Annotated in this window: 15 protein-coding genes and 3 pseudogenes; 11 read left to right on the forward strand and 7 right to left on the reverse strand. The window is 72.1% G+C overall.

Going from position 1 to position 22,749, the window contains the following annotated elements; genetic code table 11:
• Positions 1 to 12: 12 nt before the first annotated feature.
• Positions 13 to 2,016, reverse strand: a complete 2,004-nt coding sequence (locus tag ACZ7DL_RS18010) for an acetyl/propionyl/methylcrotonyl-CoA carboxylase subunit alpha (RefSeq protein WP_470775129.1) — start codon at positions 2,014 to 2,016, stop codon at positions 13 to 15.
• 11 nt (positions 2,017 to 2,027) lie between these two features.
• Positions 2,028 to 3,644 (reverse strand): carboxyl transferase domain-containing protein, encoded by a 1,617-nt coding sequence (locus tag ACZ7DL_RS18015; protein WP_470775130.1) that lies wholly within the window; start codon positions 3,642 to 3,644, stop codon positions 2,028 to 2,030.
• A 97-nt stretch (positions 3,645 to 3,741) separates the two neighbouring features.
• Here ACZ7DL_RS18015 and ACZ7DL_RS18020 point away from each other — a divergent pair, with 97 nt between their 5' ends.
• From ACZ7DL_RS18020 to ACZ7DL_RS18035, 4 genes are all read left to right on the forward strand, one after another.
• The gene (locus ACZ7DL_RS18020) at positions 3,742 to 4,341 is read left to right on the forward strand and encodes an SACE_7040 family transcriptional regulator (protein WP_470775131.1); all 600 of its coding nucleotides are present in this window, start codon (positions 3,742 to 3,744) and stop codon (positions 4,339 to 4,341) included.
• A gap of 173 nt (positions 4,342 to 4,514) precedes the next feature.
• Positions 4,515 to 5,672 carry an acyl-CoA dehydrogenase family protein gene (locus ACZ7DL_RS18025; protein ID WP_470775132.1) on the forward strand — a complete coding sequence of 386 codons (1,158 nt, stop codon included), beginning with the start codon at positions 4,515 to 4,517 and terminating at the stop codon, positions 5,670 to 5,672.
• Between the two features lie 46 nt (positions 5,673 to 5,718).
• Positions 5,719 to 6,594 carry an acyl-CoA thioesterase gene (locus ACZ7DL_RS18030; protein ID WP_470775133.1) on the forward strand — a complete coding sequence of 292 codons (876 nt, stop codon included), beginning with the start codon at positions 5,719 to 5,721 and terminating at the stop codon, positions 6,592 to 6,594.
• A gap of 282 nt (positions 6,595 to 6,876) precedes the next feature.
• Positions 6,877 to 7,245: a hypothetical protein gene (locus ACZ7DL_RS18035; protein WP_470775134.1), complete on the forward strand. Its 369-nt coding sequence runs from the start codon at positions 6,877 to 6,879 to the stop codon at positions 7,243 to 7,245.
• Positions 7,246 to 7,309: 64 nt separating this feature from the next.
• Here the strand turns inward: ACZ7DL_RS18035 and ACZ7DL_RS18040 are convergent, their stop codons facing one another.
• Positions 7,310 to 8,098: a phosphatase gene (locus ACZ7DL_RS18040; protein ID WP_470775135.1), complete on the reverse strand. Its 789-nt coding sequence runs from the start codon at positions 8,096 to 8,098 to the stop codon at positions 7,310 to 7,312.
• Positions 8,099 to 8,176: 78 nt separating this feature from the next.
• A complete protein-coding gene (locus ACZ7DL_RS18045) occupies positions 8,177 to 9,745 on the reverse strand; it encodes a PucR family transcriptional regulator (RefSeq protein WP_470775136.1) in 1,569 nt (522 codons plus the stop codon).
• 204 nt (positions 9,746 to 9,949) lie between these two features.
• On the opposite strand from ACZ7DL_RS18045, the gene ACZ7DL_RS18050 reads away from it, so the two are divergent.
• The 3 genes from ACZ7DL_RS18050 to ACZ7DL_RS18060 are packed head-to-tail and all read left to right on the forward strand — an operon-like array spanning position 9,950 to position 14,144.
• Complete coding sequence (locus ACZ7DL_RS18050) at positions 9,950 to 11,410, forward strand: sodium:solute symporter family protein (protein WP_470775137.1); 1,461 nt, start codon at positions 9,950 to 9,952, stop codon at positions 11,408 to 11,410.
• A 56-nt stretch (positions 11,411 to 11,466) separates the two neighbouring features.
• Positions 11,467 to 12,435 carry an agmatinase gene (gene speB, locus ACZ7DL_RS18055; RefSeq protein WP_470775138.1) on the forward strand — a complete coding sequence of 323 codons (969 nt, stop codon included), beginning with the start codon at positions 11,467 to 11,469 and terminating at the stop codon, positions 12,433 to 12,435.
• 23 nt (positions 12,436 to 12,458) lie between these two features.
• Positions 12,459 to 14,144, forward strand: coding sequence for a thiamine pyrophosphate-binding protein (locus ACZ7DL_RS18060; RefSeq protein ID WP_470775139.1), 1,686 nt, complete (start codon positions 12,459 to 12,461; stop codon positions 14,142 to 14,144).
• Here ACZ7DL_RS18060 and ACZ7DL_RS18065 read toward each other — a convergent pair.
• The gene (locus ACZ7DL_RS18065; RefSeq protein ID WP_470775140.1) at positions 14,128 to 14,352 is read right to left on the reverse strand and encodes an ATP-binding protein; all 225 of its coding nucleotides are present in this window, start codon (positions 14,350 to 14,352) and stop codon (positions 14,128 to 14,130) included. The genes ACZ7DL_RS18060 and ACZ7DL_RS18065 overlap by 17 nt on opposite strands.
• Before the next feature lie 53 nt (positions 14,353 to 14,405).
• Here ACZ7DL_RS18065 and ACZ7DL_RS18070 point away from each other — a divergent pair.
• Positions 14,406 to 14,804, forward strand: a pseudogene (locus ACZ7DL_RS18070) (UTRA domain-containing protein); the annotation flags it as partial.
• Positions 14,805 to 15,351: 547 nt separating this feature from the next.
• Here ACZ7DL_RS18070 and ACZ7DL_RS18075 read toward each other — a convergent pair.
• Both ACZ7DL_RS18075 and ACZ7DL_RS18080 read right to left on the reverse strand, forming a co-directional pair.
• Positions 15,352 to 15,708, reverse strand: coding sequence for a peptidase inhibitor family I36 protein (locus ACZ7DL_RS18075; RefSeq protein WP_470775141.1), 357 nt, complete (start codon positions 15,706 to 15,708; stop codon positions 15,352 to 15,354).
• 304 nt (positions 15,709 to 16,012) lie between these two features.
• Positions 16,013 to 17,207 (reverse strand): annotated as a pseudogene (locus ACZ7DL_RS18080) (ArnT family glycosyltransferase); the annotation flags it as partial.
• 228 nt (positions 17,208 to 17,435) lie between these two features.
• Between ACZ7DL_RS18080 and ACZ7DL_RS18085 the strand changes: the two are divergent.
• From ACZ7DL_RS18085 to ACZ7DL_RS18095, 3 genes and pseudogenes are all read left to right on the forward strand, one after another.
• A complete protein-coding gene (locus tag ACZ7DL_RS18085) occupies positions 17,436 to 18,359 on the forward strand; it encodes a serine hydrolase (protein WP_470775142.1) in 924 nt (307 codons plus the stop codon).
• 185 nt (positions 18,360 to 18,544) lie between these two features.
• Positions 18,545 to 18,723, forward strand: a pseudogene (locus tag ACZ7DL_RS18090) (esterase-like activity of phytase family protein); the annotation flags it as partial.
• Between the two features lie 193 nt (positions 18,724 to 18,916).
• Positions 18,917 to 22,654, forward strand: coding sequence for an ABC transporter ATP-binding protein (locus ACZ7DL_RS18095; protein ID WP_470775143.1), 3,738 nt, complete (start codon positions 18,917 to 18,919; stop codon positions 22,652 to 22,654).
• Positions 22,655 to 22,749 lie beyond the last annotated feature (95 nt).

Below are 22,749 nucleotides of genomic sequence, written 5' to 3' on the forward strand. Positions count from 1 at the left end.
GACCGTTCACGGTCACTGCGCCACCTCCTCGTGCGGTGCGATCACGGCGAGCACCTGGTCCATCGCGACCGTCGTGCCCGGGGCCACGTCCAGCTCGGCGACCGTGCCGGCGTGCGGGGCGGAGATGACGTGCTCCATCTTCATCGCCTCGACCACGAGCAGGCTCTGTCCCGCGGTCACCTCGTCGCCCACGGCGACCTTCACGACGGTCACCGTGCCCGGCATCGGGGCGGTCAGCGAGTCGGCGCCCGCGTGGGCCGCGCGGTTCAGCGACGCGGCCACCGGGTCGTGGTCGCGCACCTGCCAGGCGTCGCCGCCACGGCCGAGCCAGGTGCCGTCCGGCCCGGCCGCGAAGGTGTGGCAGACGCCGTCCAGCAGGAAGGTGAACCGGTCCGGGGTGCCGGGCCGCGGCAGTACGCCCGCGGACCCCCGAAGCGGCTGCTCCGCCCCGGGGAGCAGCAGCTCCGTGGCGCCGTCCGGCGTGCTGCGCACGCGCACCGTCACCGGCTCGTGCCCCGGCACCCGCAGGTGGTGGGGCGTCCAGGCCCGCGCACCGCCCAGGCGCCAGCCGTCGGCGGCGGCGAACGGGTTCGCCCAGCCGGCGCCGCCGGCGGGCGCGAGCGAGGCCTGCCGCAGCAGCGCCGCGGCCGCGTAGACCTCCGCCGGCACTCCGTCCGGCAGGAGCCCGTCCACCTCGCGCTCGACCAGGCCGGTGTCCAGGTCCCCCTGGACGACCGACGGATGCGCCAGCAGCCGCCGCAGAAAGCCCGCGTTGGTCTGCACGCCCAGCGTGACCGTCTCCGCGAGCGCCGCCCGGAGCCTGCGCAGCGCGGTCGGCCGGTCGGGGCCGTAGGCGATCACCTTGGACAGCATCGGGTCGTACAGGCTGCCCACCTCGGTGCTCTCGCTGAGCCCCGAGTCGGTGCGGACTCCGTCGCCCTGCGGTTCGTTCAGCAGCACGACCGTGCCGCCGGAGGGCAGGAACCCGCGGGCGGGGTCCTCGGCGCAGATCCGGGCCTCGACCGCGTGCCCGGTGAGCGTCACGTCCTCCTGTGTGAAGCCCAGCCGTTCCCCGGCCGCCACCCGCAGCTGCCACTCCACCAGGTCGAGCCCGGTGACGAGTTCGGTGACCGGGTGCTCCACCTGGAGACGGGTGTTCATCTCCATGAAGTAGTACTGGGAGGGATCCCCGCCCGGCACGATGAACTCCACCGTGCCCGCGCCCCGGTAGCCGCACGAGCGGGCCGCCTGGACGGCCGCCTCGCCCATCGCCGCGCGGGTCTTGTCGTCGAGGAGCACGCTCGGCGCCTCCTCGATGATCTTCTGGTGGCGCCGCTGGAGCGAGCACTCGCGCTCGCCGAGGTGGACCACGTTCCCGTGGCCGTCGGCCAGCACCTGGATCTCGATGTGCCGGGGCCGGTCGATCCACCGCTCCACCAGCAGGGTGTCGTCACCGAAGGAGGCGCGGGCCTCGCGGCGGGCGGCCGCGATCTCCTCCTCCAGCACGGTCATGTCCCGCACCAGCCGCATGCCCTTGCCGCCACCGCCGGCGGACGGCTTGAGCAGCACGGGCGCGCCCAGTGCGCGGGCCGCCTCGGCGAGGTCGGGATCCCGGCCTCCCGGCACCACCGGAACCCCGGCCGCCTGCACGGTCTCCTTGGCCCGGATCTTGTCGCCCATGAGCGCGATCGCGTCCGCCGACGGGCCGATGAAGACCAGTCCCGCCTCCGCGCACGCGCGCGCGAAGCCGGCGTTCTCGGCGAGGAAGCCGTACCCGGGGTGGACGGCCTGCGCGCCGGTGCGGGCGGCGGCTTCCAGCAGCCGCTCCACCGACAGATAGCTCTCGGCGGCCGGCGCCGGGCCGATCCGGACCGCCGTGTCGGCCTCCCGGACGTGCCGCGCGTCGGCGTCGGCGTCGGAGAAGACCGCCACCGAGCGCACGCCCAGCGAGCGGAGCGTACGGATGACGCGTACGGCGATCTCGCCCCGGTTGGCCACCAGCACTGTGTCGAACACGGTTCCCCTCCTCACATCCGGAAGACGCCGAACTGGGGCTCTCCCAGAGGCGCGTTGGCGCAGGCCGTCAGGGCGAGTGCGAGTACCTGACGGGTGTCCAGCGGGTCGATCACGCCGTCGTCCCAGAGGCGGGCGGTGGCGTAGTAGGCGTTGCCCTGGCGCTCGTACTGGGCGCGGATCGGCGTCTTGAACGCCTCCTCGTCCTCGGCGGACCAGGGCTCCCCGCGCGTCTCCAGCTGGTCGCGCTTGACCGTGGCGAGGACGCTGGCGGCCTGCTCGCCGCCCATGACGGAGATCTTGGCGTTGGGCCACATCCACAGAAAGCGGGGGGAGTAGGCCCGGCCGCACATCGAGTAGTTGCCGGCGCCGTACGAGCCGCCGACGACGACGGTCAGCTTCGGCACGCGCGTGCAGGCCACCGCCGTCACCATCTTGGCGCCGTGCTTGGCGATACCGCCCGCCTCGTAGTCCTTGCCGACCATGAACCCGGAGATGTTCTGGAGGAACACCAGCGGGATCCCGCGCTGGTCGCACAGCTCGATGAAGTGGGCGCCCTTCTGGGCGGACTCGGCGAACAGGATGCCGTTGTTGGCGACGATCCCGACCGGGTGGCCGTGGATCCGGGCGAAGCCGGTGACCAGGGTCTGCCCGAACTCGGCCTTGAACTCGGCGAACCGGGAGCCGTCGACCACGCGCGCGATGACCTCGCGTACGTCGTAGGGGGTACGGGAATCGACGGGGACCGCTCCGTAGAGCCCGTACGGGTCCACCTTCGGCTCGACGGCCGGCTGCACCTCCCAGGGCGGCGACTGGCCGGGCGGCAGCGTGGCCACGATGTTCCGGACGATCCGCAGGGCGTGCGCGTCGTCCTCGGCGAGGTGGTCGGTGACGCCGGAGATCCGGGAGTGGACCTCGCCGCCGCCCAGCTCCTCCGCGGTGACGACCTCGCCGGTGGCCGCCTTCACCAGCGGCGGGCCGCCGAGGAAGATCGTGCCCTGGTTGCGCACGATCACCGCCTCGTCGCTCATGGCGGGCACGTACGCCCCGCCCGCCGTGCAGGAGCCGAGGACGGCCGCGATCTGCGGGATCCCGGCACCGGACATCCGCGCCTGGTTGTAGAAGATGCGCCCGAAGTGGTCCCGGTCCGGGAAGACCTCGTCCTGCATCGGCAGGAAGGCCCCGCCGGAGTCGACCAGGTAGACGCACGGCAGCCGGTTGTCCAGGGCCACCTCCTGGGCGCGCAGGTGCTTCTTCACCGTCATCGGGTAGTACGTGCCGCCCTTGACCGTGGCGTCGTTCGCGACGATGACGCATGTGCGCCCGCCGACCCGGCCGATCCCGGCGATCACGCCGGCGGCCGGGGCCTGTCCCTCGTACATCCCGTCGGCCGCGAGCGGGGCCAGCTCCAGGAAGGGCGAGCCCGGGTCGAGCAGGGTGTCCACCCTGTCCCTCGGCAGCAGCTTGCCGCGCGCGGTGTGCCGGGCGCGTGCCTTCTCGCCGCCGCCGAGAGCCGCCGCGGCCAGCTTGGCGCGCAGCTCGGCCACGAGCGCGCGATGGGCCTGGTCATTGGCCCGCCAGCCCTCCGACGCGGGATCGGCCGCGCTCTGAAGCTCCGGTGCCTCGTGCATCCTGCGGTCCCCTCACACGGTGATCGAACCTGTTAATGAGCGTTAACCATTTCCATCAGGTTAACGACCGCTAACCTCGCTGTCTAGAATTGGCTGCATGGCCACCAGAACCGACGCCCCCACCCGGCGCGAGCAGATCCTGAAGGAGGCCGCCCGGCTCTTCGCCGAGCGGGGTTTCCACGGTGTCGGCGTCGATGAGATAGGTGCCGCGGTCGGCATCAGCGGTCCCGGTCTGTACCGGCATTTCGCGGGCAAGGACGCGATGCTCGCCGAGCTGCTGGTCGGCATCAGCGGCCAGCTGCTGACCGGTGCCAAGCGCCGCCTGGCGGAGGCCGACGGGCAGACCGGCGCCTCGGAGGTCCTGGACTCGCTGATCGAGGGCCACATCGACTTCGCGCTGGACGACCGCCCCCTGATCACCCTGCACGACCGCGAGCTGGACCGCCTGCGCGACAGCGACCGCAAGCTGGTGCGCCAGCTTCAGCGGCAGTACCTGGAGCTGTGGGTGGAGGTGGTCCGCGAGGTCTATCCGGGCCTGACCGAGCCGGCCGCCCGCTCGGCCGTCCACTCGGTCTTCGGCCTGCTCAACTCCACCCCCCACCTGGGCCGCGCCGGCACGCTGCCCGGCCGCGGCACGACGGCGGCCCTGCTGCACCGGATGGCGCGGGGGGCGTTCGCGGCGGCCGGCGGGCACTAGCCGCTGCCGGCGATGCCGCCCGTGCGGTCGGCGAGCCTCGGCGCGCAGGGCCCGGCGTGACGAGCGTTACGGCGGATCACCCCTGGACGGGATTCCGTACTCACCGGTACGGTTGAGTGAGCAAGCGCTTAGACATGCCGAAGTCATGCGCCGAGGTACGTGGAGGTGGCGGCGTGCGCCGTACGGTGTTCAACGAGGATCACGAGGCGTTCCGGGAGACCCTCCGCGCCTTCATCGAGGCCGAGGTCGTACCGGTGTACGACGAGTGGTTCGCCGCCGGCCAGGCGCCGCGCGACTTCTACTACAAGCTCGGCGAGCTGGGCGTCTTCGGCATCAGCGTGCCCGAGGAGTTCGGCGGCGCCGGTCTGGACACCCACAAGTTCGAGGCCGTCATCTACGAGGAGACCGCCCGCGCCGGCGTGACCTTCGGCGGCTCCGGCGTGCACGTCCTGCTCGCCCTGCCCTACCTCAAGATGCTCGCCACCGACGAGCAGAAGAAGCGCTACCTGCCGAAGTTCGTCAGCGGCGAGGAGATGTGGGCCATCGCGATGACCGAGCCGGGCACCGGCTCCGACCTCGCGGGCATGAAGACCACCGCCAAGCTCTCCGAGGACGGCACGCACTACGTCCTCAACGGCGCCAAGACCTTCATCACCGGCGGTGTGCACGCCGACAAGGTGATCGTCTGCGCCCGTACGGCCGCGCCCACCGCCGAGGACCGCCGGCACGGCATCTCCCTGTTCGCCGTGGACACCAAGTCCGAGGGCTACTCCGTCGGCCGCAAGCTGGACAAGCTGGGCCTGAAGACGTCCGACACCGCCGAGCTGGCGTTCGTCGACGTCAAGGTCCCGGTCGAGGACCTGCTCGGCGAGGAGAACAAGGGCTTCTCCTACCTCGGCCACAACCTGGCCTCCGAGCGCTGGGGCATCGCCTTCGGCGCCTACGCCCAGGCCAAGGCCGCCGTCCGGTTCGCCAAGCAGTACGTGCAGGAGCGGCACGTCTTCGGCAAGCCGGTCGCGCACTTCCAGAACACCAAGTTCGAGCTGGCCGCCTGCCAGGCCGAGGTGGACGCCGCCGAGGCGGTCGCCGACCGCGCCACGGAGGCCCTGGACGCCGGTGAGCTGACCCCGGCCGAGGCCGCGAGCGCCAAGCTGTTCTGCACCGAGGTCGCCCACCGCGTGATCGACCGCTGCCTCCAGTTGCACGGCGGCTACGGCTACATGAACGAGTACCCGATCGCCCGCCTGTACGCGGACAACCGGGTCAACCGCATCTACGGCGGCACCAGCGAGATCATGAAGTCGATCATCGCCAAGGACATGGGCCTGTAAGGGCCTTGTAACCGGACGCAATCACTGGCCGGTACAACTACAACCCATGAGCCAGGCACTCCAGGATCTCCTCGATCTGCTCGACCTCGAGCAGATCGAGGAGAACATCTTCCGCGGCCAGTCCCGCTCCGCCGTCGTCCCCCGCGTCTTCGGCGGGCAGGTGGCGGCGCAGGCGCTGGTCGCCGCGGGGCGGACGGTCCCGGCGGACCGGCCCGCCCACTCCCTGCACGCGTACTTCCTGCGCCCCGGGGACCCGGGCGCGCCGATCGTCTACACCGTCGACCGCATCCGCGACGGCCGGTCCTTCACCACGCGCCGGGTGGTCGCCGTCCAGCACGGCAAGCCGATCTTCCACCTGTCGGCGTCCTTCCAGACGTACGAGGACGGCCTGGAGCACCAGGCGCCCATGCCCGCCTCGCCCGACCCGGCGACCCTGCCCACCTCCCAGGAGCGGCTGCGCGGCTACGGCCACCTCGCGCCCGAGGTCGTCGAGCGGTTCCTGGAGGCGCGCGAGGCGATCGACCTCAGGTACGTGGACGAGCCGCCCTACGGGCAGTACGGCGAGCCGCGCGAACCGCACTCCCAGGTGTGGTTCCGCACCAACGGCAAGCTGGACTGCGCCTCTGACGAACCCCTGCTGCACGTCGTCCTCGCCACCTATGTCTCCGACATGACCCTGCTCGACTCCGTGCTGCTCGCGCACGGTCGCGGCGGCTGGGCCGTCGGGGACGTCGTGGGCGCCTCGCTGGACCACGCGATGTGGTTCCACCGGCCGTTCCGGGCCGACGAATGGCTGCTGTACGACCAGGAGTCGCCGACCGCGCACGGCGGCCGCGGCCTCGGCCAGGCCCGCATCTACACCCAGGACGGGCAGCTCGCCATCACGGTCATCCAGGAGGGCGTGGTCCGCGTCCCGCGGTGACGGCCCCGCCCCGGACGGCGTGCGTGTCACCGGCCGAGGCGGCGCCGGTGCCGACGTGACGTGTGACACATGTGGGACTAGGCTCTATCAGTGAAGGCCGCAGTGGACGGTAGCCCGGCAGACCCGGAGAGAGGTGCCCGGCCCCGTTTTGGTTGCAACTGGCTGCGGCGTCATCTGAAGACCGCGCCGCGTTCTCTCTTTTTCATTCGGAGCGGCGATGGCCATCACCTCGCGCCTCCCCGTAGGGAGTCGTGGGAGACGATGGAGATAGAAGGTATTCCCATGCGATCACAGCGCACGAGGCGTCTCGTCGCGATGTCCGCCAGCGGCCTGCTGCTGGCCGGCGGAGCCGCGATCGGCGCAGCCGGAACCGCCTCGGCATCGGACCACACCGACCACAGCTCCTACAGCAGCAGCTGGGGAAATGACGACAACGGGCGTCACGGCGACCACAACTCGTGGGACGACGATGACGACGACTACGGCTACGGCGACCACGACAACGGCGGTTACGGCGGAGACCACGACAACGGCGGTTACGGCGGAGACCACGACAACGGCGGTTACGGCGGAGACCACGGCAACGGCGGTTACGGCGGAGACCACGGCGGCGGTGGAGGCGGCCACGGCGGTGGAGGCGGCGGTCACTGAGCCGACCGCGAAGTGACGACGTGCGGCTCCGTCCACGGGGCCGCACCTCGTCTTTGGCGGGGTGTCAGGCCAGGCCCGCCTCGGCGAGCAGATACGCCGTCATGGGGTCGTAATAGCGCGGGCTGACCACATGGTCGTCGAGCGGTACGACCACCTGGACGGTGCCCTCGGCCTCGGCGAGGAACAGTGCCGGGTCGTTGGAGTCGGCGTATCCGACGGAGTCGATGCCGTGCTGCCCGGCGTATCCCGCCCAGCCGTGGTCGGCGACCACCAGGTCCGGCAGCGGGCGCCCCGCCCGCTCAAGTCCGGTGAGAATGGCCCGCATCGGCTCCCCGGAGTGGGTGTGCCACAGTGTCGCCCCGTGCTCCAGCACGGCCACGTCCGCGAACTGCATGACATAGCCCTCGTCCGTCTGCAAACCGTCCGGGATGACGACGATCTCGCAGCCGGCGGCGCGCAGCGCGGCGGCGGTGGCCCGGTGCACGTCCAGCAGACCGCCCGGATGGCCGGTCGCGAACAGCACCCGCTGCCGTCCCTCGGCCGCCTTGCGCAGCCGCGCCGCCATCCGGTCCAGCGCGTCCACGGTCAGTTCGGGATCGATGGTGTCCTGCCCGTACCGGTACTCGGGGTCGTCGTTGACACCCACGCGCTCGGCCATGACCGCCAGCACGTCCTGTTCGTCCGTCCAGCGGTCGCCCAGCTCCAAGCCGAACCAGAAGTTGCGGACACCGTTGGCGAGCTGACGGTAGTGGGAGAGGTTGTTCTCGCGGGGTGTGGCGACGTCCCCCGCGATACGGGTGCGCACCAGGTGGTCGAGGAGCTGGGCGCGGCTGGGTGTCCCGGATATCGGCATGCCTCCCATTGTGGGGCAGCGTGCCGCGGGCGTCTTCGGCATATCGCCTCCTGGGACGGGGGTCACTCGCGCGTGCCGTCAGTGCTGCCGCAGCGCGAACCACAGCTCCATGCGGACGTCCGGATCGTCCAGGTCGGCGTCCAACAGGGCGGCGCAGCGGGCGATCCGCTGCCGCACGGTGTTGCGGTGCACGCCCAGCGCCACCGCCGTACGGTCCCAACTGCCGTGCAGGGACAGCCAGGTGCGCAGGGTGTCGGCGAGCGCGGCCTGCCCTGCGAGGGGGGTGAGCAGCGTACGGGCGTGGGTTTCGGCGTCCGCCCGCGGCACCAGGTCCGCCAGCGCCGGCCGGGCCGCGTGGCGGACCAGCGGGGTGCGGGTGGCGCGGGCCCGGGCGAGGGCGCGGGCCGCCTGGGTGTCGGCGGCCGGCCACTCCCGGGGCCCGGCCGCGGCACTCACCCCGAGCGTCCAGCCGGGCTGCGGCTCCGGGTCCCGGTCCGCCGGCACCAGCACCCGTACGACGTCACGGGCGACGTCGACCAGCGGTGAGCCCAGGGCGGCGCCGAGGGCGGAGCCGGCGACCGCGTCATGGGGGTCCCCTTCGCCCGAGCGGAGCCGGGAGCCGGCGGGACCCTGGGTCTCCGGCCGCGCGTGCACGACGAGCCACTGCCCGGTGCCGAGCAGCGGGGCCACCTCCTCGGGCGGGGCGCCCAGCAGCAGCCGGACCAGGGCGGAGGACCGGGCGGCGCCGGTGCCGCTGTGGTGCTCACCGGTCAGCAGGGACAGCAGTACGGCGGCGACGGAGGCGATGGTGTGGTCGCCGGGGTCGCGGCGGGGCGTGGCCACGCCGAGCACGAAGCCCGCGCCGGCGCCGAGGGCGTAGACGGCGAGGTGGGTGGGGCCGAGGGTGTCGGTGGCGGAGGTGGGCAGCGGCCGGGCGGTGGGAGGCGGTGCGCCGGCGCCGCCGACCGGTGCGGGGTCCGTCGCCGCCCGGGCCGTCGGCCTGACCACCCCGGTCAGCTCTGCCAGCGCCGCGCGCACCCCCTCCGCCGGCTCGCGGCCCGCCGCCGCGATCTCGGTGCCGTCGGGGCCGTGCAGGACCGCGTGCCCGCCCAGGCGCTGGGCCAGCTGGCGCAGGACCGACGGCACCGGGTCCGGCCGGGAGGCCGCGGCGGCGAGGCTCTGCTGGGCCTCCGTGACGCGGCGCAGCTCCGCCAGGCGGGCCTGCGCCATCAGCTGCCACACCGCGCGCGCCACACCGGAGAACGTGGTCTGCGGCGGAACCTCCAGCAGGGGCAGGCCGTAGCTGTCGCAGGCGGCGACCAGGGCGCGCGGGACCGTGTCGTGCACCGGCGCCAGGCCGAAGCCGAGGGCCGCTCCGCCCGCCGCCACGATCCGCGACACGTAGTCGTCGAAGTAGGTGCCCGAGCCGGCCGCCTCCGGGATGTGCACCCCGGCCGTCAGCAGCAGTTCCCCGCCCAGCAGGTACGGGTAGGGGTCGGCCATCTCCGAGGTGTGCGCCCAGTGGATCACGACGCCCGAGTCCGCGGGGCCCGCGATCTGCCGCAGCCCCAGGTCCTCTCGGGCCAGCAGGGCCAAGAGCGGGACCGGTGGGGTCGGTGGGACGGCTGGGGTGATCGTCTCCGGCATGGTGTGCGTTTCCTCCATCCCGCCCACTTCATATGGATGAAACGTACTCTTCGCAGTCGCTTTCCGGCCACCTAGTGTCAACACGGAACGGCAGCCGCGGGTACGGGCGGATGTCCCCGCGATTCCGCTGCCGTCACCCCTCTCCGGAGGAACCCCCACGTCTCTGCACGACACGCCACCGACAGTGCGCGAAGGAGGGCCCCCATGGCCGTCGACTACACAGTGATCGTCGTCTATCTCGCCGGCATGCTGGCCATGGGCTGGTGGGGCATGCGCCGGGCCAAGTCCAAGAGCGAGTTCCTGGTCGCCGGCCGCCGCCTCGGCCCGGCCATGTACTCCGGCACCATGGCGGCGATCGTCCTCGGCGGCGCCTCCACCATCGGCGGCGTGGGCCTCGGCTACCAGTACGGCCTCTCTGGCGCCTGGATGGTCTTCACCATCGGCCTCGGCCTGCTGGCCCTCTCGGTCTTCTTCTCCGCCCGCATCGCCCGCCTGAAGGTCTACACCGTCTCCGAGATGCTCGACCTGCGCTACGGCGGCCGGGCGGGCGTGATCTCCGGCGTGGTCATGTGGGCCTACACCCTCATGCTCGCGGTGACGTCCACCATCGCCTACGCCACGATCTTCGACGTCCTGTTCGACATGAACCGCACGGCCGCGATCATCCTCGGCGGCTCGATCGTCGTCGCGTACTCGACCCTCGGCGGCATGTGGTCCATCACACTGACCGACATGGTCCAGTTCGTCGTCAAGACGATCGGCGTGCTGCTCCTGCTCCTGCCCATCGCCGTGGTCAAGGCGGGCGGCTTCTCCGAGATGAAGGCGAAGCTGCCGACCGAGTACTTCGACCCGCTGGGCATCGGTGGCGAGACGATCTTCACCTACGTCCTGATCTACACGTTCGGCATGCTGATCGGCCAGGACATCTGGCAGCGCGTGTTCACCGCCCGCAGCGACAGGACCGCCAAGTGGGGCGGCACCGTGGCCGGAACCTACTGCCTGGCCTACGCCCTCGCCGGCGCGGTGATCGGCACGGCCGCCAAGGTCATCTACCCGAAGCTGGGCAGCCCCGACGACGCCTTCGCCACCATCGTCAAGGAGGAACTCCCCGTCGGCGTGCGCGGACTGGTGCTGGCCGCCGCCCTGGCCGCCGTGATGTCCACCTCCTCGGGCGCCCTGATCGCCTGCGCCACGGTCGCCAACAACGACATCTGGTCCCGGCTGCGCGGGGTCGTACGACGCGACGGCGAGGAGCACGACGAGGTCAAGGGCAACCGCGCCTTCATCCTGGTCATGGGCCTGGCGGTGATCGGCACCGCGATCGCGCTCAACAACGTGGTCGAGGCGCTGACCGTGGCCTACAACCTCCTCGTCGGCGGCCTGCTCGTGCCCATCCTCGGCGGGCTGCTGTGGAAGCGCGGCACCGTGCAGGGCGCCCTCGCCTCCGTGATCGTCGGCGGCCTCGCCGTGATCGGCTTGATGGCCGGCTACGGCATCCTCGCCAACGAGCCCGTCTACTACGGCCTGCTGGCCTCCCTCGTGGCCTACGTCGCCGTCTCCCTGGCGACCAGGCCCACCGACGAGACCGTCCTCGCCACCTGGCGCGAGCGCCTCGCCGGACAGTCCCCCGAACTCGCGTCCGAACCGGTCCCGGCTCACCAGTAGAGTCGTATGGAAAGCAGTACATGCGCGATGAAGCGCAGGAAAGAAGGCATTTCATCATGAGCAGCAACGAGACGCCCCGCGGCCCCGTCGACTCCTCCCGCATCCCGCGGTACGCCGGTCCCGCGACCTTCGCCCGGCTGCCCCGCCTCGACGAGGTCGGCACCGCCGACGTCGCCGTCGTGGGCGTGCCGTTCGACTCCGGCGTCTCGTACCGGCCGGGCGCCCGCTTCGGCGGCAACGCCATCCGCGAGGCGTCCCGGCTGCTGCGCCCGTACAACCCGGCGCAGGACGCCTCCCCCTTCGCCCTCGCCCAGGTCGCGGACGGCGGCGACATCGCCGTCAACCCGTTCAACATCAACGAGGCGGTCGACACCATCGAGGCGGCGGCGGACGAACTGCTCGGCACCGGCGCCCGCCTGATGACCCTGGGCGGCGACCACACCATCGCCCTCCCGCTGCTGCGCTCGGTCGCGAAGAAGCACGGCCCGGTCGCCCTGCTCCACTTCGACGCCCACCTGGACACCTGGGACACCTACTTCGGCGCCGAGTACACGCACGGCACCCCGTTCCGCCGCGCGGTGGAGGAGGGCATCCTCGACACCGAGGCGCTCTCCCACGTCGGTACCCGCGGCCCGCTGTACGGCAAGCAGGACCTGACCGACGACGAGAAGATGGGCTTCGGCATCGTCACCTCCGCCGACATCTACCGCCGCGGCGCCGACGAGGTGGCTGACCAGCTGCGCCAGCGCATCGGCGACCGCCCGCTGTACATCTCCATCGACATCGACTGCCTCGACCCGGCCCACGCGCCCGGCACCGGCACGCCGGAGGCGGGCGGCATGACCTCCCGCGAGCTGCTGGAGATCCTGCGCGGGCTGGCTTCCTGCAACCTGGTGTCGGCGGACGTCGTCGAGGTCGCTCCCGCGTACGACCACGCGGAGATCACCTCGGTCGCGGCCTCCCACACCGCGTACGAACTGACCACGATCATGAGCCGCCAGATCGCGGCGGCCCGCAACGTCTGACGCTCCTTAGGGGACCGAGAGCAGTGACACACGACCACGACCTGGTACTCCGCCCGACGGCGGCACAGATCTCGACCGCGCTGAACCCGCCCCCGGGGCGCAACGGCGGAGACCTGGTCGTGGAGACCCTGGCCGGGCTGGGCGCGACGACCGTCTTCGGCCTGCCCGGCCAGCATGCCCTCGGCATGTTCGACGCGCTGCGCCGCTCCTCCCTCCGCTACATCGGGCTGCGGGTGGAGAACAACGCGGGCTTCGCGGCGGACGCGTACGGCCGGATCACCGGCGAGGCGGCCCCGCTGCTGCTCTCGACGGGCCCCGGTGCCCTGACGTCGCTCGCGGCTCTCCAGGAGGCGGCAGCCGCCTCCGCCCCCGTCCTGGCGATCAGCAGCCAGATCCCGACGGCCGGCCTGGGCGGCGGCCGGCACGGCTACCTCCACGAACTGCCCGACCAGGCGGCCTCGTTCCGGGGGGTGGTGAAGTCGGTCCACACCGTCCGCACCCAGTCCCAGATCCCCTCCGCCCTCGCGGCGGCCTGGAAGTCGGCGCTGACAGCCCCGCACGGACCGGTGTGGGTGGAGATCCCGCAGGACGTACTCCTCGCCGAGACCGCCCTGCCGGTGGTGACGGCGATGGACGCGACCCCTGAGGAGTTGGTGCCGCGCCCCGAACTGACGGCAGTGGCGGCCGACCTGCTCTCCCGCGCCGCCCGTCCTGCGATCATCGCGGGCGGCGGGGTCGTCCGCGCGGACGCGTCGGGCAAGCTCCTCCAACTGGCCGAGAAGCTCCGGGCACCGGTGGTGACGACCTTCGGCGGCAAGGGCGCGTTCCCCTGGAACCACCCCTTGTCGCTCCAGTCCTGGCTGGAGGACCGGCACACCACGGACTTCCTGGAGGACGCGGACGTCCTTCTGGTGGTCGGCTCGGGCCTCGGCGAACTGTCCTCCAACTACCACACGTTCAAGCCCCGGGGCCGCGTGATCCAGATCGAGGCGGACCTCGGCAAACTGGAGTCCAACCACCCGGCCCTCGGCATCCACGCGGACGCCCGGCCGGCCCTCCAGGCGCTGCTGGAGACGGCGGAGGAGCGCACGGACGACTCCGCGGCCGAGCGGGTACGGGACCTCCTGGCCCGCGTGTCCGAGCGCATAGCCGCCCAGGAACTCACCCTGGAGCAGGACGTGCTGGCGTCGGTCCGCCGCGCCCTGCCCGCCGACTCCCCGTCCTTCTGGGACATGACGATCCTGGCCTACTGGGCCTGGTCCGCCTTCGACGCGCAGGGCCCCAACACCATGCACTCGGCCCAGGGCGCGGGCGGCCTCGGCTACGGCTTCCCGGCGGCCCTGGGCGCGGCGGCGGCGGACCCGACGCGCCCGGTCCTGGCGGTGTCGGGCGACGGCGGAGCCCTGTACTCGATCGCCGAACTGGCCACAGCCCGCCAGTACGACCTCCCGGTCACCTGGCTGATCGTCGACGACGGCGGCTACGGCATCCTCCGCGAGTACATGACGGACGCCTTCGGCCAGGCGACGGCGACGGAACTCACCCGCCCGGACTATGTGGCCCTGGCGGAGTCCTTCGGAGTGCCGGGCGTGCGTACGACTCCGGAAACCTTGGAGGAGGACTTGCGCAAGGCACTGTCCGCCCCCGGCCCGTCGGTGGTCGTACTCCCGGCGGTACTGCGGATGTTCGCGCCTACGCATCTGGGCTGATCGAGGGCGGAAGCGACAACTCGGCCCAGACCGCCTTGCCGATGCCGTGTCGGCGGGGACAGCAGCCCCAATGCGTGGAGAGGGCGCTGATGATGGCGAGGCCGCGGCCCTGCTCGTCGTCGGCCGCCGCCGATCTCGGTAGCGGCCGGGCGCAGCCGGCATCGGCGACCTCGACGCGAAGCCGCCCCTCGTGCCGGGTGATGCGCACACCGATCTGCCGGCCTGCCGGGCTCCGTGCGTGCCCTAGCGGCGGTCATGGGGCTGGACGAGGGTGCGACCGTCTGCGTTCGCCACCGCCGTTTCGTCCTTGAGGGCAAGCCGGTGCTGCTGTCCACGTCCTCTCTGCCGGCCGAACTCGTCACGGGTTCACCGATCACGCAGCCGGACACGGGTCCCGGCGGGACGTACGCGAGGCTTGCGGACCTCGGGCACGGGCCGGTCCGCTTCCGCGAGGAGATCCGCTCTCGGATGCCCGCCCAGGACGAAGCCGAGCGGCTGGCGCTGCCGTCGGGCGTGCCGGTGGTCCTGATCGCGCGTACTGCCTTCGACGCGGAGCGGCGGGCCGTCGAGCTGAACGAGATGGTGCTGGACTCGTCCGCGTACGTGCTGGAGTACGAGTTCGAGGCCTGCCAGGCGAGAAGTGACCCCGCTTTCATGTGAGTTGATGGCTGGAAGGTGCCGACCTGGCCAGGGGGCGGCCAGTATGCTTTGTGCCGCTGGTGCTTCGATCGCCGTCCAGTGCTCCGGTCCGCCAGGGCCGGATCCCGCAGCGCGGGACGCTACGGCGAGAGGAGCACGGGCATGGCAAGGAGAAGGCGTGGCACCACAGAGCGCGAGCTGGAACCGCTTCCCCGGTGGGTACGGGTCACGGTCGCGATCCTGACGCCAGTGGCCCCCCTTGTCGCGGTGTGTGTGCAGGCGTTCGCCAAGTAGGGCGACGACGCGGTTGTGGTTCGGGCCGAAGGGGACGACTTCGCCGAATGGCGAGGCGAGTCCGACCGGCCTCAGATCGGCCGGACCCACCCGGCGCATGCACTGCGGTCTGGCTCCGGTGGCACCCGGGGCCAGACCTCACCGCGCTGACGTGTGCTGACGCATTCGCGCCCGTGTCCCTGCGGCGCGCAGGAGTACAGCGCACGTCACAGCCACTCTAGCCAACGCCGTCCGCACTGTGCGGTTTTCGGAACCAGGCGAACGCCCCGGCGGTTCAGCAGCCGCCCGGCCCCACCCCGTCCATCCGCCCGCCGAAGTCGCCGAGGTAGCGGGAGCGCCAGTCGCCGTCGAAGACGTTCCGCTTCTCCACCGGGCCCCAGTTGATGAAGCAGGCGCGGGTCGAGGCGACGAAGGAGCCCACGTGGTCGTGGAGGCTCGGCGGCAGGTCGCGGTAGCCGCTGCGGGCCGTCCACTCCCAGGAGGAGCCGCCGAAGCCCTCGCCGCTCCAGAAGCAGACGGAGCCGTCGGGGCAGGCGGGTTGGGCGACCCGCGCCGACGCGGTCTGGGCGGGCAGGAGTACGGCGGTCAGGGCGAGGGCGGCGGCCGGCGTCCAGGAGCGGAGCTGCTTCATGGGCTCTCCAGAGAGGGAGTCGGGATGCCCGGCAGCAGCGGTGCGCCGGGCATCGCCAGGGTGTGGGCCGGCCCGTGGGACACGCCCGGGAGGCAGCCCGCCTTCGCCGGTGTGAGGGAAGAAGTGGGACTAGTAGCGTCCCCGGCTACCTCGCGTCCGACGGGTCCAGGCGGTAGATCGTCGACGACTGGGTGGTGGAGGAGGGCGAAGTGGCCTTCGACGTGGCGCTCTTGCTGTACACGCTCTCCTTCACCGCCGTCCCGTGCTTCTGCACCCAGGTCGTCACCGCCGAGCTGACGCCGTCACCGCCGCCGCCGGGGCCGCCGCCCATGCCGCCGCCGGAACCGGACGGCACCGACCAGGCGTAGGCCGCCGGCCCCGCCACCGCCGCCGCCACGGCCGCCGCCACCGACGCGGCCAGCAGCCGTACCCGGTTGCCCGTGCGGAAGAGCAGGAGTCCCGCGATCGCCGCCGCCATGGCCAGACCGACGGCCGGCCACAGCCACGGGTCCCAGCCGGACGCCCGGCGCAGCAGCACGATCGCCCACAGCGCGGTGCCGGCGAGGGCCAGCGGCAGCACCCAGGCCCACCGCTTGTCCGTACGGAAGGCCCGCCACAGCATCACGCCACCGCCGCCGCACAGCGCGGCGATGCCCGGCGCGAGAGCGGTCGTGTAGTACGGGTGCATGGTGCCCTCGGCCATCGCGAAGGTGAGGTAGTGCAGGGCCGTCCAGCCGCCCCACGGTGCCGTCCGTCGAGCCGCCGATGTACGGCCGTTCGGGGGCGGGCACCAGGGAGACGGCCGCCGCCCACCAGAAGCTCGACACCGCCAACGCCACCGCGGACAGGCCGAGGTTGACGACCCGCTTCGAAAACGGCAGCCGGGCCGCGTACAGATACACCGCGAAGACGGTGGGCAGGGCGATCCAGCCTTGCAGCATCTTCGTGTTGAAGGCGAGGCCGAAGCAGACCGCCGAGCCGAGCAGCGGCAGCAGCCGGCCGTTCGTCACCGCGCGCAGGGCCAGCGCCGCGCCGCCGGTCATCAGCAGGGCCAGCAGCGTGTCGGGGTTGTTGTCCCGGTTGATGGCGACCGTGACGGGGGTGAGTGCCAGCACCAGGGCGGCCAGCGCCGCGGCCGCGTGCCCCCACACCCGCTTCACGGAAGAGTGCAGGATCCGGATCGTCGCCAGCGCGGCCGCGATCATCGGTGCCATCATCTGCCAGGTGCCGAAGCCGAAGACGCGGCAGGACAGGCCCATGACCATGAGGGCGAGAGGCGGTTTGTCGACGGTGAGGAAGTTACCCGTGTCCAGCGAGCCGAAGAACCAGGCCTTCCAGCTCTCGGTGCCGCTCAGCACGGCGGCGCTGTAGAAGCCGTTGAGGCCGGTCCCGGAGAGGTTCCACGCGTAGAGCACCGCCGCCAGCAGCATGATCGCGAGCAGTGCCGGCAGGGACCAGCGGGGCGCCGGGTGGGTGAGGGGTTCGGTGGCGGTTGTCACCTGTGCACCGTGCCGACCGGCGATGGGCGCGCGCTGTGGTCCACCTGGGCGGAACCTGTGGGTCGGTGAGAGTCGGGTAAGGACATACCCCGGTTGCGGACTCCGAACTCCCGCCCTGCGAACATGCGTACAACTTTCGACCGCCCTGGCGAGTCCAGTCGGGCAGCGCACGGGTGCGCGCAACGGCGTTCAGGGGGACGCCCGTACGACGTTCAAGGGGAACTTTCCATGACTTACCGGACATTCAGTCGGGCCGGTGCGCTCGCGGCCGCCGTCAGCGCCGCGGTGCTCATACCGACCGTCACCGCCGCCACGCCGGCCGCCGCGACCACGCCCGCCGTCACCTGCACGTCCGCCCAGGCGGGCCTGGCCGACAAGCTGAAGAAGGACATCACGGCCGCCCTGGCGAACCGCAAGGGCACCGTCGCCGTCGGCCTGTACGACCGCAGCACCAAGACGACCTGCACGCTGCGCGCCACCAGCGCCTACGACTCGGCCAGCACCGTCAAGGTCACCGTGCTCGCCACGCTGCTGTGGGACGCGAAGAAGCACAACCGCTACCTGACGAGCACCGAGCAGTCGCTCGCCAAGGCCATGATCACCCAGTCCGACAACGACGCGACCAGCAAGCTGTGGAAGCAGCTGGGCATGACGAAGATCAAGGGCTTCCTGGCCGCCGCCGGCATGACCAAGACCGTGCCGGGCGCGAACGGCTACTGGGGCCTGACCCAGGAGAACGTCACCGACGAGCAGAAGCTCCTCAAGCTCATCACCGCCAAGAACAGCGTGCTGAGCGACAACGCCCGCGCCTACATCCTGAAGCTGATGGGCCAGGTCGTCTCCTCGCAGCGCTGGGGCACCCCGGCCGGCGCGCCCTCCTCCGTCGCCGTGCACGTCAAGAACGGCTGGCTCCAGCGCTCCACGCACGGCTGGCGCGTGCACAGCCTGGGCACCTTCAACGGCGCCGGCCACGACTACATGATCACCGTGCTGACGCAGGACAACAGCACCATGAGCTACGGCGTGACCACCATCCAGAACGTCGCCAAGGCGATCCACAAGGACCTGGTGCCGACCACCACCGGCATCACCCGCTACGCCCCGACCAGCCGGCCGCGCGAGGCGTTCGTGGCCGTGCCGCCGCAGGGCTGACGCTTCACGAGACGGTCTCCCGGGCGTCACCGACCGGTTCTTCGGTGACGCCCATGCGCCCGAGAACCGTACTCACCACCCTCACCGCCTGCCCGGCGGCGGCCACCTGCCTGACCGCCGCCGGGCCCGCCGGCACCACCGCCGCGCGCAACGCCTGTCCGTCCACCGTGTCGATCGACCGCTTCCCGTCCCTGGACGCCACGGCCAAGCAGCCCCAGCCGAACCCCCTGCCGGCCAACATCGAGGGGATGACGGTCACCGGGCGTGACCACACACCGGCCGCCTGAAGATTCTCCTGGTGAGCGACGACCACCAGAAGCCCGCCCAGACGACCCGGTTCCATGACCTCCGGGTACGGGTCTGACTCCGCGTGGGCGGCCGGCCAAGGGGTGCGGGGCTGTATCGACGTGCGGCTGCGCCGCGCGGGCGCGACCGGCCACCACTCACCGCGGCCGCCGAACCACCGCACCCGGCGAGTGTTACGGCGGGATGAAATCGCACCCTGAACGCGTTGGTGCCTTCCGGTAGAGCAGGGCGGAAAACAGGAGGGCACCGGCGTGGCAGCGCAACGGGGATGGGCACGACGCCTGGCGAGCTACGCCTGGCGGTATCCGAAGGACGTGGTCCTGGCCCTCGGCTCTTCCCTGGCCGGCATGGCCGTCATGGCCGTCGTCCCGCTGATCACCAAGGTGATCATCGACGACGTGATCGGCGGCCACACCCGGTCCATGGCCCCCTGGGCCGGCGCCCTCATGGCCGCGGCCCTCCTCGTCTACGCCCTCACCTACATCCGCCGCTTCTACGGCGGCCGGCTCGCCCTGGACGTCCAGCACGACCTGCGGACCGCGATGTACGGCACGATCACCCGGCTGGACGGCCGCCGCCAGGACGAGCTGTCCACGGGGCAGGTCGTCGGCCGGGCCACCAGCGACCTCCAGCTGATCCAGGGCCTGCTCTTCATGCTCCCGATGACCATCGGGAACGTCCTGCTCTTCCTGATCTCCCTGGGGATCATGGCGTGGCTGTCGCCGCCGCTGACCCTGGTCGCCCTGGCCGTCGCGCCCGCCCTCGGCTGGATCGCCAAGCGCAGCCGCAGCAGGCTGCACCCCGCCACCTGGTACGCCCAGGCGCAGGCCGCCGCCGTGGCCGGCGTGGTCGACGGCGCGGTGAGCGGCGTCCGCGTGGTGAAGGGCTTCGGGCAGGAGGACCAGGAGACGGACAAGCTGCGCCAGGTCGGCCGCCGCCTCTTCGCGGGCCGTCTGCGCACGATCCGCCTCAACAGCAGGTACACCCCGGCGCTCCAGGCCGTCCCGGCGCTCGGCCAGGTCGCCATGCTGGCCGTCGGTGGCTGGCTCGCCGTGCGCGGGCACATCACGCTCGGCACCTTCGTGGCCTTCTCCACCTACCTCGCCCAGCTGGTCGGCCCGGTCCGGATGCTCGCGGTGGTCCTCACGGTCGGCCAGCAGGCCCGCGCCGGCACCGAGCGCGTCCTGGAGCTGATCGACACCGAGCCGACCCTGAGGGACGGCACCAAGGAGCTGCCCGCCGACGCGCCCGCGACCGTCGAGTTCGACGACGTGTCCTTCGCGTACGACAGCGGCTCCCAGGTCCTCGACGGGCTCAGCTTCGAGATCCGGCCCGGCGAGACCCTCGCCGTCGTCGGCTCCTCCGGCTCCGGCAAGTCCACCCTCTCCCTGCTCCTGCCGCGCTTCTACGACGTCACGCACGGCGCCGTCCTGGTCGGCGGCCACGACGTGCGCGAGCTGACCCTCGACTCGCTGCGGGCCGCGATCGGACTGGTCCCCGAGGATTCGTTCCTCTTCTCCGACACCGTCCGCAGCAACATCGCCTACGGCCGCCCGGACGCCACGCAGGAGGAGATCGAGGCCGCCGCCCGCGCCGCCCAGGCGGATCGTTTCATCGCCGAGCTGCCCGAGGGCTACGACACCAAGGTCGGCGAGCACGGCCTCACCCTCTCCGGCGGCCAGCGCCAGCGCATCGCGCTCGCCCGCGCCCTGTTGACCGACCCGCGCCTGCTGGTCCTGGACGACGCCACCTCGGCCGTGGACGCCCGTGTGGAGCACGAGATCCACGAGGCGCTGAAGCAGGTCATGCAGGGCCGTACGACCCTGCTCATCGCGCACCGCCGCTCCACCCTCAACCTCGCCGACCGCATCGCCGTCCTGGACGGCGGCCGGCTCGCCGACGTCGGCACTCACGAGGAGCTCCAGCGGCGCTCGGCCCTCTACCGCCGTCTGCTCACCGACCCGGACGAGCTGGGCGGGGTCTCCCCGGGCCACGCCCGCCCGGCCGAGCCGTGTGAGGACACCTCCGTCCGGGACGAGCTGGACGCCGAGTTCGACGCCGAGCGGGGCGTGACCCCCCGGCTGTGGACCGGCGACCGCGCACGCAAGAACGCCGAGGACACAGCCCTGACCGGCACCCCGGTCACCCCGGAACTCCTCGCCCAGGTGGAGGCGCTGCCCCCGGCCACCGACACCCCGGACGTCGACGAGGGCCGGGCGGTCCGCCCCGAGGACTCCTACGGCCTGCGCCGGCTGCTGCGCGGCTTCGGGCTCCCGCTGCTGGTCAGCCTGCTGCTGGTCGCCGTGGACGCGGGCGCCGGCCTGCTGCTGCCGGTGCTGATCCGGCACGGCATCGACTCCGGCGTGTCCAGGATGGCGCTCGGCGCGGTCTGGGCGGCGGCCCTGCTCGGCCTGCTGACCGTCGTCGTCCAGTGGGCCGCGCAGATCGGCGAGACCCGGATGACCGGCCGTACCGGCGAGCGGGTGCTGTACGCGCTGCGGCTGAAGATCTTCGCCCAGCTCCAGCGGCTCGGCCTGGACTACTACGAGCGCGAGCTGACCGGCCGGATCATGACCCGGATGACCACGGACGTCGACGCCCTGTCCACCTTCCTCCAGACCGGCCTGGTCACGGCGTTCGTCTCGGTGGTCACCTTCTTCGGCATCATGGCCGCCCTGCTGGTCCTCGACGTGCAGCTCGCCCTGGTCGTCTTCGCCACCCTGCCCCCGCTGATCGTGGCCACCTTCTTCTTCCGCCGGGCGAGCGTGAAGGCGTACGAGCTCGCCCGCGAGCGGGTGTCGTCGGTGAACGCCGACCTCCAGGAGACCGTGGCCGGGCTGCGGATCGTGCAGGCCTTCCGGCGGGAGCGGGACGGCGGGCGGCGGTTCGCCGAGCGCAGCGACAGCTACCGGCGCGCCCGGATCCGCGGCCAGTGGCTGATATCCGTCTACTTCCCGTTCGTGCAGCTGCTGTCCTCGGTCGCCGCGGCGGCCGTGCTGATCGCGGGCGCGGGCCGGGTGGAGGCGGCCACCCTCACCACCGGCGCGCTGGTGGCCTACCTGCTCTACATCGACCTGTTCTTCGCGCCCGTCCAGCAGCTCTCCCAGGTCTTCGACGGCTACCAGCAGGCCACGGTCTCGCTGGGCCGCATCCAGGAGCTGCTGCGCGAGCCGACGTCCACGAAGTCCGCCGACGAACCCCTGGAGGTGCTGTCCCTGCGCGGGGACATCGCCTTCGAGGACGTGCACTTCGCCTACGGGTCCGCCGACGAGGCCGAGGAGGCCCTCACGGGCATCGACCTGACGATCCCGGCCGGGCAGACGGTCGCCTTCGTCGGCGAGACGGGCGCCGGCAAGTCGACCCTCGTCAAGCTGGTCGCCCGGTTCTACGACCCGACCGCCGGCCGGGTCACGGTCGACGGCACGGACCTGCGCGCCCTGGACCTCACCTCGTACCGGCACCGGCTCGGGGTCGTGCCGCAGGAGGCGTACCTCTTCCCGGGCACCATCCGTGACGCCATCGCCTACGGCCGGCCGGACGCCACCGACGCCGAGGTGGAGGCGGCGGCCCGCGCGGTCGGCGCGCACGAGATGATCGCCACGCTGGAGGGCGGCTATCTGCACGAGGTCGCCGAGCGCGGCCGCAACCTCTCGGCGGGTCAGCGCCAGCTGATCGCCCTGGCCCGCGCCGAACTGGTCGACCCGGACATCCTGCTCCTGGACGAGGCCACGGCCGCGCTGGACCTGGCCACCGAGGCTCAGGTCAACCAGGCCACCGACCGCCTGGCGGGCCGGCGTACGACCCTGGTGGTCGCCCACCGCCTGACCACCGCCGCCCGCGCGGACCGGGTGGTGGTCATGGACGACGGGCGGGTCGCCGAGGACGGCACCCACGAGGAGCTGCTGGCCCGCGGCGGCCGGTACGCCGAGCTGTGGCGGACCTTCGTCGGCGCGTCCGAGCCGGAGGAGCCGGTCGGCGCGTCCCGGTGAGCCCCCGGCTGACGCGTACCGCTGACGGTCGTGCAACCATCCGGCACACGTGTGCGTCCGTACATCAGTACGGTCACGGGGGTGTAACCGCGGTA

The organism is Streptomyces sp. NPDC036984 (assembly GCF_055607665.1).

Coding starts and splice junctions, on each gene's coding strand:
- ACZ7DL_RS18015 (WP_470775130.1), bottom strand. CDS start 3,644: ATGCACGAGGCACCGGAGCTTCAGAGCGCGGCCGATCCCGCGTCGGAG.
- ACZ7DL_RS18020 (WP_470775131.1), top strand. CDS start 3,742: ATGGCCACCAGAACCGACGCCCCCACCCGGCGCGAGCAGATCCTGAAG.
- ACZ7DL_RS18030 (WP_470775133.1), top strand. CDS start 5,719: ATGAGCCAGGCACTCCAGGATCTCCTCGATCTGCTCGACCTCGAGCAG.
- ACZ7DL_RS18035 (WP_470775134.1), top strand. CDS start 6,877: ATGCGATCACAGCGCACGAGGCGTCTCGTCGCGATGTCCGCCAGCGGC.
- ACZ7DL_RS18040 (WP_470775135.1), bottom strand. CDS start 8,098: ATGCCGATATCCGGGACACCCAGCCGCGCCCAGCTCCTCGACCACCTG.
- ACZ7DL_RS18045 (WP_470775136.1), bottom strand. CDS start 9,745: ATGCCGGAGACGATCACCCCAGCCGTCCCACCGACCCCACCGGTCCCG.
- ACZ7DL_RS18050 (WP_470775137.1), top strand. CDS start 9,950: ATGGCCGTCGACTACACAGTGATCGTCGTCTATCTCGCCGGCATGCTG.
- speB (WP_470775138.1), top strand. CDS start 11,467: ATGAGCAGCAACGAGACGCCCCGCGGCCCCGTCGACTCCTCCCGCATC.
- ACZ7DL_RS18075 (WP_470775141.1), bottom strand. CDS start 15,708: ATGAAGCAGCTCCGCTCCTGGACGCCGGCCGCCGCCCTCGCCCTGACC.
- ACZ7DL_RS18085 (WP_470775142.1), top strand. CDS start 17,436: ATGACTTACCGGACATTCAGTCGGGCCGGTGCGCTCGCGGCCGCCGTC.